Genomic DNA, 16,127 nt, shown 5'->3' with positions numbered 1-16,127 from the left:
GTGATGCGCATCGGAGCCGAAAGCTGGTCCTTATTCAGCGCCCTTTCCGGCGCTGGCGGTGCCAGCAACTTCGGCGTGCGGCTGATCCAGCCTGGCGCCCTGGCGGGCGGCGGGCTGCTCACCTTTTCGCGGGCGCAGGCGGGCGGCGCGCGGTCCACGGCGCTCGGCGCTGACGGCACGACATGGGTTGAGTTTGACGCGGATCAGCCGCGTTTCCGCGGCGCGGCGCGGCGTCTGCTGCTCGAAGGGCAGCGCACGAACCTTTGGACCAACCCGCGCATGGAGCCGGTGTCTGGTGCGGGGCTGCCCACCAACTACGCCACGGCGGGCACCGACCCGGCCATCACGACATATCTCGCGCAGGAGACGCGCGACGGCACGCAAGGCCGCAGGGTGCAGGTTGTGGGCACTGCGGGCTCAAACATCAGCCGCTTTCTCGGCACTGTGGCGCTGGCTGTCGCGGCGGGGAACTACACCTTTTCGCGGTTTTTCTCGGCGTTGGGCGGGTGGGGCAGCACCCCGAACGTGGCGCCTCGCTTGCAGACGTTCAGCGTATCGGTCACTGGCGCCAATATCACGCCGATTTCGACGCTTGCCCGCTACGCGCTGGGCCTGACGGTGCCGGGCGGCGGGGGCAGCCCCGCGCTGGCTCTGGCGCCCAACCCGGTCATCACGTCCGGGACGGCGGTCAACCTGGACAGCTACTTCGGCTGGGACATGCTGGAGTTGGGGGCGTTCGCCAGCACGCCCATCTTGCCGCCTGTCGGCACTCCGGGCCCCAGCACGCGCGGGCAGGACAACCTCACGGCGGCATATGCGGCGCTGTTTCCGAACGGCGTCGGCACAGTGCTGTTTTCCTGCATGATCCCGCAAAGCGCGCTGAGCGCGCCCGGCCAGACCGTGCTGGATATCAACGACGGCACGAACGGCAACCGCATCACGTATCGCAACAATATTGCCGATGCCATCGTGGCGGGCGTCATCATCGGCGGAACACAGACGTTGATGCCGACGCTGGGCAACATGACGCCCGGCACGCTGTTCCGTGGCGGCATCACATGGGACGGCTCGACGCTTGTCGCCAATCTGGACGGCGGCACAAATCAGAGCCTCACGACAGGCACCCCGCCCGGCCTGACAACGCTTCGCGTCGGCAACAACGCAGCAGGCACCGCGCCCATGTTCGGCGAGTTCGCCTATCTGGACGCGCTGCCTTTCGTGATCCCCGCAGCCAACCTGCCGGCCGCCGTCGCGGCCGTGCCCGGATAGGAGCAGCACATGGACGAGCAACCGACACCGGAACCGTGGGCGTGGCAGGGGTTTTTCGGGCCCGCCGCCGCAGCCCAGGCGGCCTATGCGGCCGTGCAGATCGGCGGCGATATCGGCGCCCTGGTGCCGCTGGAAGGCGGCCCGCGCGCGGTGGACGTGGATGGCGAGGTGATGATGTTCGCCGTGCAGGTGCGGCCGGATGCTCCCATGGCGTGCCCCGAGGACATGACGGAGGCAGACCCTGCCATCGTCGGCCGGCTGGTGGGCGCCTGATGGACCTGCCTGGGCGCCAGATGGCCGATGATCCGCTGCTGACGGCCATGGTGGACCGTGCGGCGGACCGCGCCGCCAAGCAGGCGGTGCGCCAGACGCTGGAGCGGCTGGGCCTGCATGACGAGGACGCCGGCGCCGACGTGCGCGACCTGCGCGGCCTGCTGCGCGACTTCCGCGAGGCGCGCCGCACCTTCTGGCAGACCGTGACGCGCCTGACGGCCACTGCCTTCCTCGCGGCGCTGGTGGCCGGTGCGGCAATGCTGTTCTGGAGACACGACCGATGAGCGACCCCACGCAGTCCCGCGGCTACCGGAACAAGAACCCGGGAAACATCGACCACGTGCCCGCCAACCGCTGGGTAGGCCTGGCCGACCCGCCGCTGGAGCCGACGCCGCGCGATGGCGGGCGCCGTCGCTTCGCCGTCTTCACCAGCCACGAATACGGCATCCGCGCGCTGGCGCTGCTGCTCCAGACCTACCAGGACCGGCACGGGTTGCGGACCATCCGCGGGATCGTCAACCGCTGGGCGCCGCCGAACGAGAACAGCACGGGCAGCTACGTGCGCTTCGTGGATGAGTTCCTGCCCGGCCATGGCCCGGATGATCGGCTGGACCTTCACACCTATGCGGACGCGCGCCTGATGGTGGAGGCGATCATCCGCAAGGAGCTGGGCGGCAATCCCTACGATGACGCCACCATTGACGAGGGCTTGCGTCGCGCTGGCGTGGTGCGGCCGGTGGCGACGATCAAGGATGCCGCGCAGACGGGAACAGGCCGTGCCGCCCTGGAAACCGGCGGCTGGGCCATGGCGGCCACGGTGGCCGCGCCCATGGTCCAGAGCTTGGCCGGGCTGCCCGAGTGGACGGGCGTGGCCGTGGTGGCCGGCTTCGTGCTGCTGGCCATCCTGATCATCATCATGAGGCGGCGCGATGCATGACCTCTATGCCGCCCTGGCTGCGCTGGTTGCCGTCCTGGTCGCCATCGTGGGCGCGTGGGCCAAGGGCCGCCGCGAAGCCCGCACCGAAGCCCGCGCCGCCCAGGCCGAGGCGCGCGCCCATGCCGGAACGGAAAGAGCCCATGCGGACCGTGCTGCTGCTGCTGCTGACGATCCTCTTGCCGAGCTGCGCCGCGACTGGTCCCGCCGTGGACTGCCAGGCGTGGAGGCCGATCGCGATCGACGAGGAGGCGGACGTGGTGACCCGTGAGACCGCGCGCCAGATCCTCGCGCACAACCTGACCGGCCGCCGTCTCTGCGGCTGGTGACACCAAGGGGGCCGGCATGGCGCTGACCGAAGCCGACAACCTGGCCCTGGCCAACGAGGCCCTGGCGCTGCTGGGCGAAACCAGCATCACGGCCTTCACCGAGGGCACCGAGCTGGCGAACAGCTGCGCGCGCCTGGTGCCCGCCGGCGCCGAGCATTGCCTGGCCATCCACCCCTGGCGCTGCACCCTGGCCAAGGCCCGCCTAGTGCGCCTGGTCTCCGCACCCCTGACCGTGTGGCGCTACGCCTACCAGCTGCCCGGCGACGTGATGGTGCTGCGCGGCGCCTTGCAGACCGAGGGCCCCGGTGCGGCCCGCCTGGAGCAGTACGAGATCCAGGGCGAAACCCTGCTGGCCGATGCGGAGGCCGTCTGGATCGACTATCAGCGCGCGGCGCCGCCCGTCCTCTGGTCCCCGCCGCTGCGCCGCTTCGTGGTGCACCACCTGGCGTCCGAGCTGGCCATCCCCGTCACCAACTCCGGCAGTCTGCGCCAGCAGATGCACACGGCCGCCTATGGCAACCCCGGCGAGCTGGCCCAGGGCGGACTGCTGGCCAAGGCGCGCCAGGCCGATGGCCAGCAGCAGCCGCCCGGCCGCATCCCTGACGCGGTGCTGGTGGCCGCGCGCTTCCAGGGCAGCCGCATCCGATGAGCCGGAGCGCCATCACCCTCCAGAGCAGCTTCACGGGCGGCGAGCTGGACCCGCTGCTGACCGCCCGCACGGACCAGGCGCGCTACTTCGCGGGCGCGCAGCGCATGCGCAACGTGCTGGTCATCCCCCAGGGCGGGTTCAAGCGCCGCCCCGGCCTGGCGCATTGCGTGACCCTGCCCACCGCCGCGCTGGACGGGGTGCGGCTGATCCCCTTCGCCTTCAGCGTGACGCAGACCTACACCCTGGCCTTCTACGCCGGCGGCTTCACGGTGCTGGACAACAATGGGGCCTTCCTGGTCGCCTATACGGGCCAGCCCTGGACGGCCGCGATCGCCGCCAACCTGAATTGGGTGCAGAGCGCGGACACGCTGATCCTGCTGCACCAGGACCTGCCGCCGCACCGCATCTTCCGGGCGGGTTCGGACACCAGCTGGACCAGTGGCGCGCTGCCCCTGACCAGCGTCCCCGAGGTGGATTTCGGCAGCGGCAATGAGCCCGTCATCAGCAGCACGCGCGGCTGGCCGGAATGCGGCACCTTCCACCAGGGGCGCCTGTGGCTGGCCGGGCTGCGGTCCCGCCCGTCGTCGCTGCTGGCCAGCCGCGTGACCGCCTTCTTCGATTTTGCGCTGGGCACGGGGCTGGACGATGAAGGGCTGCTGCTGACCATCGACAGCGACCAGCTGAACGCCATCCACCAGCTGTTTTCCGGCCGCGCGCTTCAGATCTTCACGAGCGGCGCCGAGCACGCCATCACCAGCGCGCCGCCCATCACGCCGCGCAACATCGCCATCACCGAGCAGACGCGCCGCGGCATCCGCCGCTTCGCGCGGGTGGGCGAGGTGGACGGCGCGCTGCTGTTCCCGCAGCGCGGCGGCGCGGCCCTTCGCCAGTTCATCTTCGTGGAGCTGGAGCAGGCCTATCGCGCGGACCTGCTTTCCCTGCTGTCTCCGCACCTGATCCGCGACCCGCGCGACGTGCTGGTGCGCAAGGGCAGCAGCATGGACGACGCGGACCATGTGCTGCTGCCCGACAGCGACGGCCAGGGCGTGACCGTCCTGACCACGCTGCGCGAGCAGGAGGTGGCCGCCTTCACGCGCTGGACCTGCAACGGGACCGTGCGCAGCGCCGCCGCCCTGGCCTCCGGCCAGGTGTTCCTGGCGGTGCAGCGCGACGGCGCCGTGCATGTGGTGCGCTGGGACGAGGACCGGCTTCTGGACCATTCCGTGCGCGTGGCGAACGCAACGCCCTTCGGCACCGTCTCCGGCCTCTCGCACCTCAATGGCCGCACGGTGCAGCTGGTGCTGGATGGATACCCTTCCGGCCAGGCCGTCGTGTCGGGCGGCGCCGTCACCCTGCCGCGCCTGACGCGCGATGCCGAGGTGGGCCTGGGCTTCGCGGTGGAGGTGCAGACCATGCCCATTGAGCCGCGCCTGCCGGGCGAGCCGCTGGTGGGCCGCAAGGCGCGCATCGTCTCCGCCTTCGTGCGGGTGCGCGACAGCCGGCCCTTCCTGGTGCGGAACACGCCCGTGAACCTTCGCACCCTGGGCCTGCCGCCCGCCCCGCCGCTGACCGAGGAAATCCCGACCACCCTTGCGCCCACCACCACGGGCGACGTGCAGCTGCGCGGGCTGACCGGCTTCCAGGAGCTGCCCAGCCTGACCATTTCCCAGCCCGCCGACCTGCCGCAGCCGCTGACCGTGCAGGCCGTGGGCGTGACCATCGCACCCGGGGGTTATGCCTGATGGCCGAGGCACTCCTCATCGGCACGATCATCTCCTCCGTCGCCAGCGCCGGCCTGGGGATCATGCAGTCCAACCAGCAGGCCGGCGCCATGCGCATCCAGGCCGACCAGCAGCGCCTCCAGGGCGAGTTGCAGATGCTTCAGGCGCGGCAGGAGGAGAACCGCGGCGCGGCCGAGGCGCTGGACGTGCGCCGCAACCTGCTGCGCACCCTGGGCGCGCAGAACGCCCGCTATGCCGCCGCCGGCCTGGTGCAGGACGAGGGCACGCCCGCCGTGGTGGCCGAGGACACGCAGCAGGACGCGCTGCGTGAGGGCCGCACGGTCGAGACCAATGCCGCGCTGCGCGCCAGCAGCGCCCGCCTGGGCGCGGCCGATAGCCGCATCCGCGCCACGCTGTTGCAGGGCCAGGCCAGCGCCACGCAGACGGCGGGCTACATCGGCGCGGGTGTGACGCTGCTTCAGGGTGGCATCGGGGCCTACAACCGGTTTCCGGGCAGCACAGGCGGCGCGGGTGGCGCTGGCCTGGCCATTCCCAGCATGAACAGCAGCAGCAGCCGCTGATGGCCCGCCCCCCTCTCCGCGGCGCGGACCTGACCGCGCCCCGCCTGCCCGGCCAGAACGCCACGCCCCAGGCCATCGCGCCCCGCGTGGACACGGGGGCCATGCCCAACGCTGCCCAGGCCATCGGCGGGCTGCGCGCCACCATCGAGAGCATCGGCCGCGACCTGAACCGCCAGGCGGACTTCACGGCCGAGGAGGCCGCATGGGAGGCTGGCACGCGGGCGGGCGCCGAGAACCCCGGAACGCTGATGGAGGGCGGCGGCATCATCTACCGCAGCGCCTTCAACCGCGCGGCGGTGGACAGCGCGAGCCGCACGCTGGAGGTGCAGGCCCGCACCGAGCTGTCCCGCCTGGCGCTGGAGCATCGGCAGGACCCCGAGGCCTTCATGCGCGCGGCCGAGGCCTGGCGCGACACCACCCGCGCGGCGCTGCCCACCCGCATCGGCGTGCGCTTCGCCACGGGCTTCGACACCCTGGCCCTGTCCCAGCTGGGCGACATCCGCGAGCGGCAGGAGCGCGCGGTGCGCGACCAGGCCGTGGCCACCTGGATGGAGGCGCTGCCCGGCCGCCTGGCCGGCATTCAGCAGAGCGGCCAGCGCGCCCTGGTGGACCCCAACGCCGCCCGCGCCCTGGCCGACCAGGAGGCCCAGGCCCTGGCGGAGCTGGCCGCGCTGGGCCCGCGCGAGGGCTTCACGCTGAACGGCCGAGCCTATGGCCCGGACCCGACGCGGGCCGGCGCCCTGTCCGTGGCGCAGCTGGCCGAGCGGTCCGAGCGGCTGCGCCAGGCGGGGCGCGAGGCGCTGGTGGTGGGCGCCTGGCGCGCCGCCGGCGGCGGCACCGAATGGATTGACCGCTTCGAGCAGGGAGCCACCATGCCCGGCGGCACCTGGACGCAGCGCAATGCCGCCGCCGGCCGCGTGCTGGCCACGCCCCAGCAGCTGGCCGCGCGCCTGCCCTCTGCCTGGGCGCCCATCATCCAGCAGGCCGCCCAAGCCAATGGACTGGAGCCCGGTTTGCTGGCCGCGCTGATCGGCCTGGAAAGTGGTGGCCGCGCCGGCGCCACCAGCCCCGCCGGCGCCCGTGGTCCGGCGCAGATCATGCCCGCTACCGCGCGGGACCCGGGCTTCGGCATGCCGCCGCTGCCCGAGGCCGCGTTGAATGACCCGGCCCAGGCCATCCCCTGGGGCGCGGCCTATCTGGCCCGGCTGCGCGACCACTTCGGCGGCGACATGGCCAAGGCATTGGCCGCCTACAATGCCGGCCCCGGCCGCGTGGAGCAGGCCGAGCGCGCGGGCGGGCTGCTGCCCGCCGAGACGCGGAACTACCTGGCCACCCTGCTGCCCGCCGCCATCGAGGGCGGCCAGGTGCTGACCAGCGAGGAGGCGCGCGGCATCGCCGGCCGGCTGCGCGCGCTGCACGCCAGCGAGTTGCAGGCCACCAACGAGGTGCGCGGCGCCGCCCGCACCGAGCTGGGCCGCCTGGTGACCGAGAACATGAACGCCATCGCAGCCCAGGGCCGGCCGCTGCACATCCTGCCGCCGGACCTGATCGAGCGCGCGGGGCAAGACCCGGCCGAGCTGGCCGCGCGGGAGCAGGCGGCGGTGGAACGCTATGCCGCGACCCGCACCGCACGCGACACGACGGACCCGGCCGAGCTGGCCCGCCTGGCCGCGCAGTTCGCCCCCGGCACGCCCGCCTTCGCCGCGGACCCGGCCGCCGCCGTGCAGCTGCTGAACAGCCTGGCCGCGCGCGGCGTGCAGGTGGAGGGCGCGGCCGCCGTCGAGCGCGTGCGCGACCTGGAAGCCGAAGCCGCCGCCACCGGCCGCGCCGGCGCGCTGACCGAGGCCGAGGCCCGCGCGGCCGGGCTGACGCCTGAGCGGCGCGATGAGATCAACCGCAACCTAGCGCTGACCGCCGAGCTGGCGCGGCTGCGCCAGGAGGCCGAGCGCCTGCCGCCCGAGGAGCGGGAGGCGGCGCGGGCCAACCTGCCGGTGCGGGGCGCCGAGGCCTCCGAGAACGCCCGCCGGCTGCGCGTGCTGTCCGAGGCCTTCGAGGCACGGGACCGCGCGGTGCGCGAGGATGCGGCCGCCTATGCCCTGGCGGGCAGCCAGGACGCCCAGGCCCTGGCGCGCGAGGCCCTGACCAACCCCGCCGCCCTGACCGCCCTGGCCAACCGCCTGCTGGACGAGCAGGCGCAGATCGGCGTGCCCGAGGCGCAGCGCCGCGCCCTGCCCAAGCCGATGGTGCAGGCCCTGTTCGATCGCATCCTGGACGCGGCCGACCCCGACGCGGCCGAGGGCGCGCTGCGCCTGCTGGTGCAGGGCGTGGGCGCGCAGGAGGCCGCGCGGCTGGTGGGCGGGCTGCGCATGGAGGGGGGCCTTCAGGGCGAGCGGCGGGAGGCGGTGGCGGTGGCCATCGGCCTCGCCGGGCGCGGCGACGACACCAGCCGGCGCATCCTGCGTGGGGTGCATGTGCTGCGCGACAACCCCATGCCCGGCCAGACGGCAGCGCAGATGGAGGCGCGGCTGGACGCGCATCTGGGCGCGGCCCTGGCGCGCGCGCCTGACGTGCGCAGCCAGGCCCTTTCCGCCGCCCGCGCCATCTATGCCGCCGGGATCTCCGATGCCGGCGCGCTGGGGTCCGGCCGCTTCGACCCCGGCCGCTTCAACGAGGCGCTGGAGCGCCTGGTGCCCGTGGCGCGCTACTCCGGTCAGACCGTGCTGCTGCCCCCTGGCATGGCGCCCGAGCGGTTCCGCGACGTGATGGCCAGCCTGCCGGCGGAGCGGCTGGCCGGCGCCATGGCGGCCGATGGCACGCCCATCACGCCCGGCATGATCGCGCGCGGCGGCTTCACGTTGGAGGCCGTGGGCCCTGGCCGCTACGTCCTGGGCTGGCACGGCCGCGAGGTGCTGGACCGCGAGGCCCCCGCGGGCAGCCGGCGGCCCTTCGTGCTGGACCTGAACGGCGCGGCGCCGGCCGAGACGGCAGGCCCGGCCGCGCCCGCGACCCGCCGCCCCTCCGGCCGCATGATGCCGTCGGCGCCAATGGCCGAGCCATGAGCGACCTTTTCACCCTTCGGCCCCGGACGCCCCAGGCCGCGCTGAACCCGCTGCCCACCAACCCGCGCACGATCAGCGACCGCTTCGGCCCGGCCTTCGACGCCACGCAGTCCATCGACGGCTCGCTTTCCGAGGAAGGCAACCTCCGCGCGCAGTTCGAGCAGGCGGCCGAGGCCTTCCGCAGCGCCGGGGTGGCCGTCGAGAACCCCTATGACGTGGGCCCCGGCAGCAACTTCGTGGCCGATGTGGGCCGCGTCTTCACCCAGACGCTGCCCAGCCCGGCCGGCGTCATCATGGGCCGCCAGGACCAGGCGGAGCGCGACCGGCGCCTGGCGGCCTGGGATGCCGCCGCCCGCCGCCTCCAGGAGGAAAACGGCGACGCGGCGGAACTCTACCCCAATGCCGCCATGCTGGATGTGCGGGCCCGCCAGGCGGCGCTGGAGGCCCGCCGCCTCAACCGGGCAGGCGACGACATGGGCGGTGGCCTGGGCGCCTTCCTGGGCCAAGCGGCGGCCATCTTCACGGACCCCATGCAGGTGTCCACCCTGCCCGTGGGCGCGCCCTGGCGCATCGGCGCCAGCCTGCTGGGCGCGGTGGTGCGGACCGCCGCCATCGAGGGCGCCATCGCCGGCGGCACGCAAGCGGTGGTGGAGCTGCGCGCGGACCCCTACCGCCGCAGCCTGGGCCTGGAAAGCGAGGCCGCGCAGCAGATCGGCATGGCCGCCGCCGGCGGCGCCCTCATCGGCGGCGGGCTGCGCGGCGTGCTGGGCCTGCTGGCCGGGCGCAGCCTGCCCGACACCCCGGCCGGCGTAGCCGCCGCCGACGCCGCCGCCGCCGCCCGCACGCAGCTGCTGGAGCAGGGCTATAACCCCGGCGGCCCGGCCGGTGCGGCCGAGCATCTGCGCGCGCTGGACCGCGCCGTGCAGGACGTGGCCCAGGGCCAGCCGGCGCGCGTGGCGATGGACCCGCCCGCCCCGTCCCGCCTGGCCACCGAGCGCGAGGCGCGGCTGGCCGAGGCCACGGCCGACATGGGCCCCGGCCAGCGCTTCTTCGCCTTCACCCCCACCGGACGCGGCGTGCTGGTGGAGGCGCGCGTGGTGGAGCTGGACAGCCTGGTGCCCAGCCACGGACCTGACGGCGCCCGCAACCCCGCCTATCCCCATGACGAGGGCATCCAGCCCCGCCCGCGCGGCGAGGCGCCCTTGCAAGACCAGGTGCGCGAGATCGCGGCCCGGCTGATCCCGGAACGCCTGCTGCCCAACACCGAGGCCGGCAGCGGCGCGCCCATCATCGGCCCCGACTTGGTGGTGGAAAGCGGCAATGGCCGGGTGGCCGCGCTGATGCGCGTCTATGGTGACCCGGCCCTGGCCGAGCAGGCCGCCGCCTACCGCGCCACCCTGGCCGCGCGCGGCTACGACGTGGAGGGCATGCGCGCCCCGGTGGTGGTGGCCGAGCGCGTCACGGCCATGACCCCGGCCGAGCGCGCCGCCTTCGTGCGCGAGGCCAATGCCCGCGCCACGGCCGAGGCCGGCCAGGCCCAGCGCGCCCGCGACGACGCGCGCCTGGTGGAGGATGCGCTGCCCCTCTGGCGCGGGGGCGATGTGGACAGCGTGGCCAATGCGCCCTTCGTGCGGCGCTTCCTGGAGGCGCTGGGCCCGGCCGAGCGCACCGGGCTGCTGGACGCCCAGGGCCGGCTGAACCCCGCCGGCGTGCAGCGCGTGGGGGATGCGCTGCTGGGCCGCGCCTATGGGGAGGAGCTGGGGCCGCTGCTGGACGTGCTGCTGGGGGGGCAGAATGACGGCATGCGCGCCCTGGCCGGGGCGCTGCGCGACGTGGCCGGCGCCTGGGCGCGGATGCGCGCGGCCGCCGCGCGCGGCGAGATTGACCCCGCCATGGACGTGACGGCCGACCTGGTGGCCGCCGCCCGCCTGCTGAACGATGCGCGCCGCACCCGCCAGAGCGTGCGGGACCTGTTGAGCCAGGCCGACATCGAGCGCGTGGAGCCGACCGACACCACCCGCGCGCTGCTGGCCAGCTTCCACCGCGACCCGGACATGCAGGGCCCCATCCTGCCCCGCAACCGCCTGACGCAGCGCCTGGAGGGCTACATTGACGCGGCCATGGACACGCAGCCTGGTGGCGGGCTGTTCGACCTTCCTCCGGTGCGGCCCGGTGACCGCTTGGCGGCCGTGGCCCGCCGCGACGCCGACGGGATGGCGTGGCGGATCGGCGACCCCCTCCCGCCTGATGTCGCGGCGGCCGATGCCTTGGCGACGAACCCGCTGCGGCACCCTCCCACGGATCCGGCGGACCCCGCGCGCCGCCCGGACCAGCTGCGCTGGTTGCAGGAAGTTGAAGCCGATCGGCGGGCGCGGGTCTCGGTCAGGCAAGAGCGCCAGGCCTGGTTCGTGATCGGCCCGCCGGCGGCCGGCAAGTCCACCGTGCTGGAGCCGCTGGCGCGCCGTGTGGGCGCGCTGGTGGTGGACAGCGACGACATCAAGGCAAGGATGCCCGAGTTCCAGGGCGGCCTGGGCGCGCAAGCGGTGCATGCCGAAAGCGCCGAGCTGGCCGCCGAGATGATGATGGCGGCCAAGCTTCGTGGCGACAACCTGGCACTGCCGCTCGTGGGCCGCGACCCGGATGGGCTGCGCGCAGATATTGCGGAGATGAGGCGGGCTGGCTATAACGTTCATCTGGTGCTGGTTGAGCTGCCGATTGAGGCAGCAGCGAACAGGGCGATTGCCCGCTTCCGCGAGACCGGGCGCTATGTTCCCCTGGATTACATCGTCAACAAGGTCGGCGACCGGCCGATCCGAACCTATGAAGCCCTCAAGGGAGAGGTGGACACGCATGTCCGATACCGAACCGATGTCCCGGACGGAGAGCCCCCCCGCCTCGTCGAAGGCATCGACGCGCTTGCCGAATTGGGACGAGTTCGAGGAGATCGAACGCCAGGCGAGGGCGCGCGCCCATCAGAAGTACCTGGCCGAGGTGGCGCGGAGGGAAGCCAAGCCGACCGCGTAGCAGGCGAAGGGCCCGCCGCCCGAGCTGGAGAGGAGGCCGAGGCCGGCCCCGTCCACCGCTTCGAGCCCACGCCGGATGACGCGGCCGTGGTGGCCGCCCGCCGCCTGAACCTGGTGGAGGCCGAGCTGGCCGCGCGGCGCGGCGACAAGACCGACGCCGCCGCCCTGGCCGAGGCCCGCCGCGTGGCGGCCGAGCGCGATGTGCCCGTGCCCGATGGTCCCGACGGCGCCACGCGCGGCGCGCGCGAGCTGCTGGACGAGGCCGAAGACTTCCAGCGCGAAACCAGCGAAGCCCTGGCCTGCATGTTCGGGGGCGCCGCCTGATGGCCAGCAACATCAACCAGTGCTTCCAGGCCGCCGTCTCCGCCGGGCGCATGTCCGCCACCCGCGCGCGCGAGGCCTCCGCCCGCATTGACGAGCTGACCGGCAAGGGCCTGTCCGAAACGGACGCCATCGCCAAGGTGGCGGAGGAAATGCAGGACGCGGCGGCGCGCCACACCCGCCAGACCGCCGCCCGTGTCAAGCGCACGGCCGAGGCCCTGGCCCGGCAGCAGGCCCACCCTGCTGGCCCCGCCGCAGGTACGCAAGCCCTACTGGCGCGCGACCTGCGGGGCCGCGACTTCGGCCCCAATGTCGAGGGCCGCGCCCGCGCCATCCGTGGCCTGGCGCATGCCGGCATGGTGGAGGTGCTCGACCGCTACCGGGCGAAATTCCTGGGCCTTTGGCGCGACAAGGCCGGGCTTCAGGAATTCGTGCGTGGCCTCTATGGCGAGAGCCGCGCCCCCGAAATGCAGGCCCTGACCCGCGCCTGGTCCGACACGGTGGAGCGGCTGCGCACCCGCTTCGAGGCGGCGGGCGGATACCTGCCCCAGCTCCAGACCTGGCGCCTGCCGCAGGTGTGGGATGGTGACGCGGTGCGCTCCGCCGGCCGCGCCGAATTCGTGACCTACCTGGAGGATGCGCTGGCCGCCGGCCGCGTGGTGATCCGGGACCTGGACACGGGCGAGGCCGTCGCCGGCGACCGCGCCAAGGAAATCATCAGCCAGGCCTGGAACCGCATCAGCACCAACGGCCTGTCCGACCTGGTGCCGGGCCAGCAGACCGGCCAGGCCAGCCTGGCCAACAGCCGCAGCGCCGCCCGCGCCTTCGACTGGCAGAGCAGCGAGGCGTGGCTGGACGCCAACCGCCGCTTCGGTGCGGGGGATGCCGGGATCTTCGACCTGCTGACCGGGCATGTGGATGGCATGGCGCGTGACATCGCCATGCTGGAGATCCTGGGCCCGAACCCGGACTGGGCCATGCGGTACCTGACCGACGTGGCCAAGCGCGCGGACCCGCCCAACGCCAGCGGCGCCGAGGCGGCCATCACGCGCACCTGGGATCACGTCTCCGGCCGCGCCAGCAGCCCCGTGAGCGAAACCCTGGCCAACTTCATGGACCAGGTGCGCGCCGTGCTGACCAGCGCGCAGCTGGGCAGCGCCTTCCTGTCCAGCACCAGCGACCTGAACAGCATGCGCCAGGCGGCCAGCTGGAACGGCTTGAGCGGTGCGCGCGTGCTGCGAAACTACCTGGCCCAGATGAACCCGGCCAATGCCGCCGACCGCGCCCTGGCCGTGCGGGGCGCCATCGTGGCCGAGGCATGGGTGACGCGCGCCAGCGGCGGGGTGCGCTTCCTGGCGGACAGTCAGGGCGTGGGCATCGGCACGCGCGTGGCTGACCTGGTCATGCGCGTCTCCCTGCTGTCGCCCCACACGCAGGCAGGCAAGAACGCCTTCAGCCTGGAATTCCTGGGCACCCTGGCGGACCAGGCCACGCGGCCGCTGGCCCAGCTCGACGCGCCGTTGCAGGCCGCGCTGCGCCGCTATGGCGTAACGGACGCGCAGTGGGACACGGTGCGCGCCCATGGCCTGCTGACCGAGCGCGGCGTCAGCATCATCAGCCCCGACCAGGTGGCGCGCAGCGGTGCGCCCGACGCGGTGGAGGCGGCCACCAGGATCCTGGAGGCGGTGAATGCCGAGGCCCGCTTTGCCATTCCCGAGCCCGGCGCGGCCGAGCGTTCGCTGACGCTGCGCGGCACCCGCCGCGGCACCATCGAGGGCGAGCTGATCCGCTCCGCCATGCAATACAAGAGCTTTCCCATCGCCATCATGACGACGCACCTGGCGCGCGGCATGGACGCGGCGCGACAGGGCGGCGATTTCGGCCGCTACCTGGCCAGCTTCATGGTGGGCATGACGCTGATGGGTGCGGCCGCCATGCAGCTGAAGGCCATCAGCCAGGGGCGCGACCCGCGCGACATGACGGACTGGAAGTTCTGGGCGGCAGCCTTCGCCCAGGGCGGCGGCGGCGGCCTGCTGGGCGACTTCCTGTTCACCAGCGTCAGCCGCGCGGACAGCAGCTTCTACATGAACGCGGTGGGCGGGCCGATCGGCGGGCTGGTGGATGACCTGGCGCGCATCGGCGGCATGAACATCCAGGCCCTGGGCGATGACCAGAAGGAGCGCAGCTTCGGCGGCGACCTGGCGCGCTTCGTGCGGCGGAACGCGCCCGGCACCTCCCTCTGGTACACCCGCGCCGCCATGGACCGCATGGTCTGGGATCAGCTGCAAGAAATGCTCGACCCCGACGCCGCCCGCCGCTTCCGGCAGATGGAGCGCCGGGCCTACCGCGACTTCAACCAGGAATTCTGGTGGCGCCCGGGCGAGAGCAGCCCCGGCCGCGCCCCCAGCGCCGCGCCCATCCTTGGAGGCACCCCATGAGCATCACCACCATTCCCGCCAGCACGCGGCGCCGCGACTATGTGATGACGGGCGGGGAAACCGTGCTGCCCGTTCCGTTCCCGTTCTACGAGGCCTCGGACATTCAGGTGCAGCGTGAGCGTGCCAGCCTGCTGGTCACCCTCAACAATCCGGCGGACTACACCCTGTCCGGCGTGGGGACGCAGGAAGGCGGCGCCGCCACCTTGACCGCCCCCGCCCAGGCCGGAGACCTGCTGGTGGTGCGCAGCATCCAGCCCCTGGCGCGCAGCACGCAGTTTGACGACGGCGGCGCCCTGCCGGCCCGCAGCCTGAATGACGAGCTCAACCGCATCGTCATCAGCCAGCAGCAGCTCGAAGCCGGCCAGGCCAGCGCGTTGCGCCTGCCGTTCAACGAAGGCACCGCGTCCCCCCTGCCGCCGCCGGCCCAGCGCGCCAACCGCCTGCTGGCCTTCGATGCCCAAGGGCGGCCGACCGTGCAGCCCATCCCTGGCGCCGGGTCGTCGCTGACCGGCGATGCCAGCCTAGCCCAGGTGGTGGCCACCGGCACGCCCACGCCGCAATTGCTGGCGGACCGCTTCGGCGCCATGCCGAGCATCCGTGACTTCCCGAGCGCCAAGGCCGCACTGGAACATGGCGGGGTGCTGTATGTGCCGCCGGGCGTGCATGTCATCACGGGGCCGGTGGTGCTCATCAACAAGGCCCTCACCCTGATCGGCGCCGGCGTCGGCGTCTCGATCCTGTTGTGGCAGGGCCTCGGCACGGACCAGACGGCGCTGCACATCAACAATAATAACTTCACGCAGCCCGTGCATATCGAGGGGCTGTCGCTGATGACGTCCCAGACGGACCAGGGCAATGCCCTGCATATCCAGTTCAGCGAAAATGATGCGACCTTTGCCCGCGTGCAGCATCGCTGCGCGCTGCGCGACGTGGAGGTGCGCGGGAACCTGGCCGACGCGCTGGGCATCGCCTGGCAGCAGAATGGCTGGAGGCGCGGCATCCTGCTGACCAATGTCCACCGCCCGCTCCTGGAGAACATCTTCATCGCCGGTCGCCAGACGTCCTGGAGCGAGAGCGGCAACAACACCATGCTCTATGGCATCCGCCTGGTGGAAAGCGGCGCCACCAGCGCCCCGACCGATAGCATCTTGTCGAATGTACAGATCTACAGCTGCGCAGATGCCGTGCTGGCATCCGGGCACCATGAGGGTATCCGCCTGGAGGGTTGCACCTTCGTGCAGTGCACGCGGGGCGTGGTGGCCATCACCGAGGGCGGCATACAGTATCCCTACTTCGTGGTGGCCGGGTGCCACATGAATTGCTTCCGCGACATCATCACGCTGACCGACTTCTTTGACGTGATGATACTGAATAACCTTTTCTATAAGTGGGACTTCGTGAGCGTCACGGGCAAGGTGTCCAGCATCGCCATCGTGCTGTCTGGCGCGCCCCGCACGCGGATCGTCGGGAATACTGTCAACAACCTGACCAAGGATTTCTCGCCGCTTTCGCCCACCGCCTTCCAGTTGG

Annotated in this window: 13 protein-coding genes; 12 read left to right on the top strand and 1 reads right to left on the bottom strand. The window is 72.8% G+C overall.

Features of this window, described 5'->3' with window-relative positions; all coding sequences use genetic code 11:
* From JTN19_RS14595 to JTN19_RS14580, 4 genes are read left to right on the top strand one after another with little or no spacing between them, the layout of a single operon-like run.
* Positions 1 to 1,269 carry a hypothetical protein gene (locus JTN19_RS14595; RefSeq protein ID WP_206934133.1) on the top strand — a complete coding sequence of 423 codons (1,269 nt, stop codon included), beginning with the start codon at positions 1 to 3 and terminating at the stop codon, positions 1,267 to 1,269.
* 9 nt (positions 1,270 to 1,278) lie between these two features.
* On the top strand, positions 1,279 to 1,542 hold the full coding sequence (locus JTN19_RS14590) for a hypothetical protein (RefSeq protein ID WP_206934131.1): 264 nt from the start codon (positions 1,279 to 1,281) through the stop codon (positions 1,540 to 1,542).
* On the top strand, positions 1,542 to 1,826 hold the full coding sequence (locus JTN19_RS14585; RefSeq protein ID WP_206934129.1) for a DUF6127 family protein: 285 nt from the start codon (positions 1,542 to 1,544) through the stop codon (positions 1,824 to 1,826). Before JTN19_RS14590 ends, JTN19_RS14585 begins: the two co-directional genes overlap by 1 nt.
* Positions 1,823 to 2,479, top strand: coding sequence for a structural protein (locus JTN19_RS14580; protein ID WP_206934127.1), 657 nt, complete (start codon positions 1,823 to 1,825; stop codon positions 2,477 to 2,479). The genes JTN19_RS14585 and JTN19_RS14580 overlap by 4 nt, the downstream gene beginning before the upstream one ends.
* Here the strand turns inward: JTN19_RS14580 and JTN19_RS14575 are convergent.
* Positions 2,457 to 2,621: a hypothetical protein gene (locus JTN19_RS14575; protein ID WP_206934125.1), complete on the bottom strand. Its 165-nt coding sequence runs from the start codon at positions 2,619 to 2,621 to the stop codon at positions 2,457 to 2,459. The two genes, JTN19_RS14580 and JTN19_RS14575, sit on opposite strands and share 23 nt — an antisense overlap.
* Between JTN19_RS14575 and JTN19_RS14570 the strand changes: the two genes are divergently transcribed.
* The 8 genes from JTN19_RS14570 to JTN19_RS14535 form a co-directional block, all read left to right on the top strand.
* Positions 2,620 to 2,805, top strand: a complete 186-nt coding sequence (locus JTN19_RS14570) for a hypothetical protein (RefSeq protein WP_206934123.1) — start codon at positions 2,620 to 2,622, stop codon at positions 2,803 to 2,805. The genes JTN19_RS14575 and JTN19_RS14570 overlap by 2 nt on opposite strands.
* A gap of 16 nt (positions 2,806 to 2,821) precedes the next feature.
* Positions 2,822 to 3,454 (top strand): hypothetical protein, encoded by a 633-nt coding sequence (locus JTN19_RS14565; protein ID WP_206934121.1) that lies wholly within the window; start codon positions 2,822 to 2,824, stop codon positions 3,452 to 3,454.
* Complete coding sequence (locus tag JTN19_RS14560) at positions 3,451 to 5,196, top strand: hypothetical protein (RefSeq protein ID WP_206934119.1); 1,746 nt, start codon at positions 3,451 to 3,453, stop codon at positions 5,194 to 5,196. Before JTN19_RS14565 ends, JTN19_RS14560 begins: the two co-directional genes overlap by 4 nt.
* Positions 5,196 to 5,756, top strand: a complete 561-nt coding sequence (locus tag JTN19_RS14555; protein ID WP_206934117.1) for a hypothetical protein — start codon at positions 5,196 to 5,198, stop codon at positions 5,754 to 5,756. Before JTN19_RS14560 ends, JTN19_RS14555 begins: the two co-directional genes overlap by 1 nt.
* The gene (locus tag JTN19_RS14550; RefSeq protein WP_206934115.1) at positions 5,756 to 8,815 is read left to right on the top strand and encodes a transglycosylase SLT domain-containing protein; all 3,060 of its coding nucleotides are present in this window, start codon (positions 5,756 to 5,758) and stop codon (positions 8,813 to 8,815) included. The genes JTN19_RS14555 and JTN19_RS14550 overlap by 1 nt, the downstream gene beginning before the upstream one ends.
* The gene (locus tag JTN19_RS14545) at positions 8,812 to 12,162 is read left to right on the top strand and encodes a zeta toxin family protein (RefSeq protein ID WP_206934113.1); all 3,351 of its coding nucleotides are present in this window, start codon (positions 8,812 to 8,814) and stop codon (positions 12,160 to 12,162) included. The genes JTN19_RS14550 and JTN19_RS14545 overlap by 4 nt, the downstream gene beginning before the upstream one ends.
* Positions 12,162 to 14,597: a hypothetical protein gene (locus JTN19_RS14540; protein WP_206934111.1), complete on the top strand. Its 2,436-nt coding sequence runs from the start codon at positions 12,162 to 12,164 to the stop codon at positions 14,595 to 14,597. Before JTN19_RS14545 ends, JTN19_RS14540 begins: the two co-directional genes overlap by 1 nt.
* A partial coding sequence (locus tag JTN19_RS14535; RefSeq protein ID WP_278008574.1) for a glycosyl hydrolase family 28-related protein occupies positions 14,594 to 16,127 on the top strand: 1,534 nt, incomplete at its 3' end. The genes JTN19_RS14540 and JTN19_RS14535, both read left to right, overlap by 4 nt.

This window comes from Roseococcus thiosulfatophilus (assembly GCF_017311575.1).
Lineage (GTDB): Bacteria > Pseudomonadota > Alphaproteobacteria > Acetobacterales > Acetobacteraceae > Roseococcus > Roseococcus thiosulfatophilus.
Note: the sequence above shows the minus strand (reverse complement) of the source record. Positions and strands in the feature narration are given on the sequence as shown.

Bases quoted from the DNA above. Each gene is read 5' to 3' on its own strand.
- JTN19_RS14580 (WP_206934127.1), top strand. From the start codon at position 1,823: ATGAGCGACCCCACGCAGTCCCGCGGCTACCGGAACAAGAACCCGGGA.
- JTN19_RS14550 (WP_206934115.1), top strand. From the start codon at position 5,756: ATGGCCCGCCCCCCTCTCCGCGGCGCGGACCTGACCGCGCCCCGCCTG.
- JTN19_RS14565 (WP_206934121.1), top strand. From the start codon at position 2,822: ATGGCGCTGACCGAAGCCGACAACCTGGCCCTGGCCAACGAGGCCCTG.
- JTN19_RS14575 (WP_206934125.1), bottom strand. From the start codon at position 2,621: ATGGGCTCTTTCCGTTCCGGCATGGGCGCGCGCCTCGGCCTGGGCGGC.
- JTN19_RS14590 (WP_206934131.1), top strand. From the start codon at position 1,279: ATGGACGAGCAACCGACACCGGAACCGTGGGCGTGGCAGGGGTTTTTC.
- JTN19_RS14560 (WP_206934119.1), top strand. From the start codon at position 3,451: ATGAGCCGGAGCGCCATCACCCTCCAGAGCAGCTTCACGGGCGGCGAG.
- JTN19_RS14555 (WP_206934117.1), top strand. From the start codon at position 5,196: ATGGCCGAGGCACTCCTCATCGGCACGATCATCTCCTCCGTCGCCAGC.
- JTN19_RS14585 (WP_206934129.1), top strand. From the start codon at position 1,542: ATGGACCTGCCTGGGCGCCAGATGGCCGATGATCCGCTGCTGACGGCC.
- JTN19_RS14570 (WP_206934123.1), top strand. From the start codon at position 2,620: ATGCGGACCGTGCTGCTGCTGCTGCTGACGATCCTCTTGCCGAGCTGC.
- JTN19_RS14545 (WP_206934113.1), top strand. From the start codon at position 8,812: ATGAGCGACCTTTTCACCCTTCGGCCCCGGACGCCCCAGGCCGCGCTG.
- JTN19_RS14540 (WP_206934111.1), top strand. From the start codon at position 12,162: ATGGCCAGCAACATCAACCAGTGCTTCCAGGCCGCCGTCTCCGCCGGG.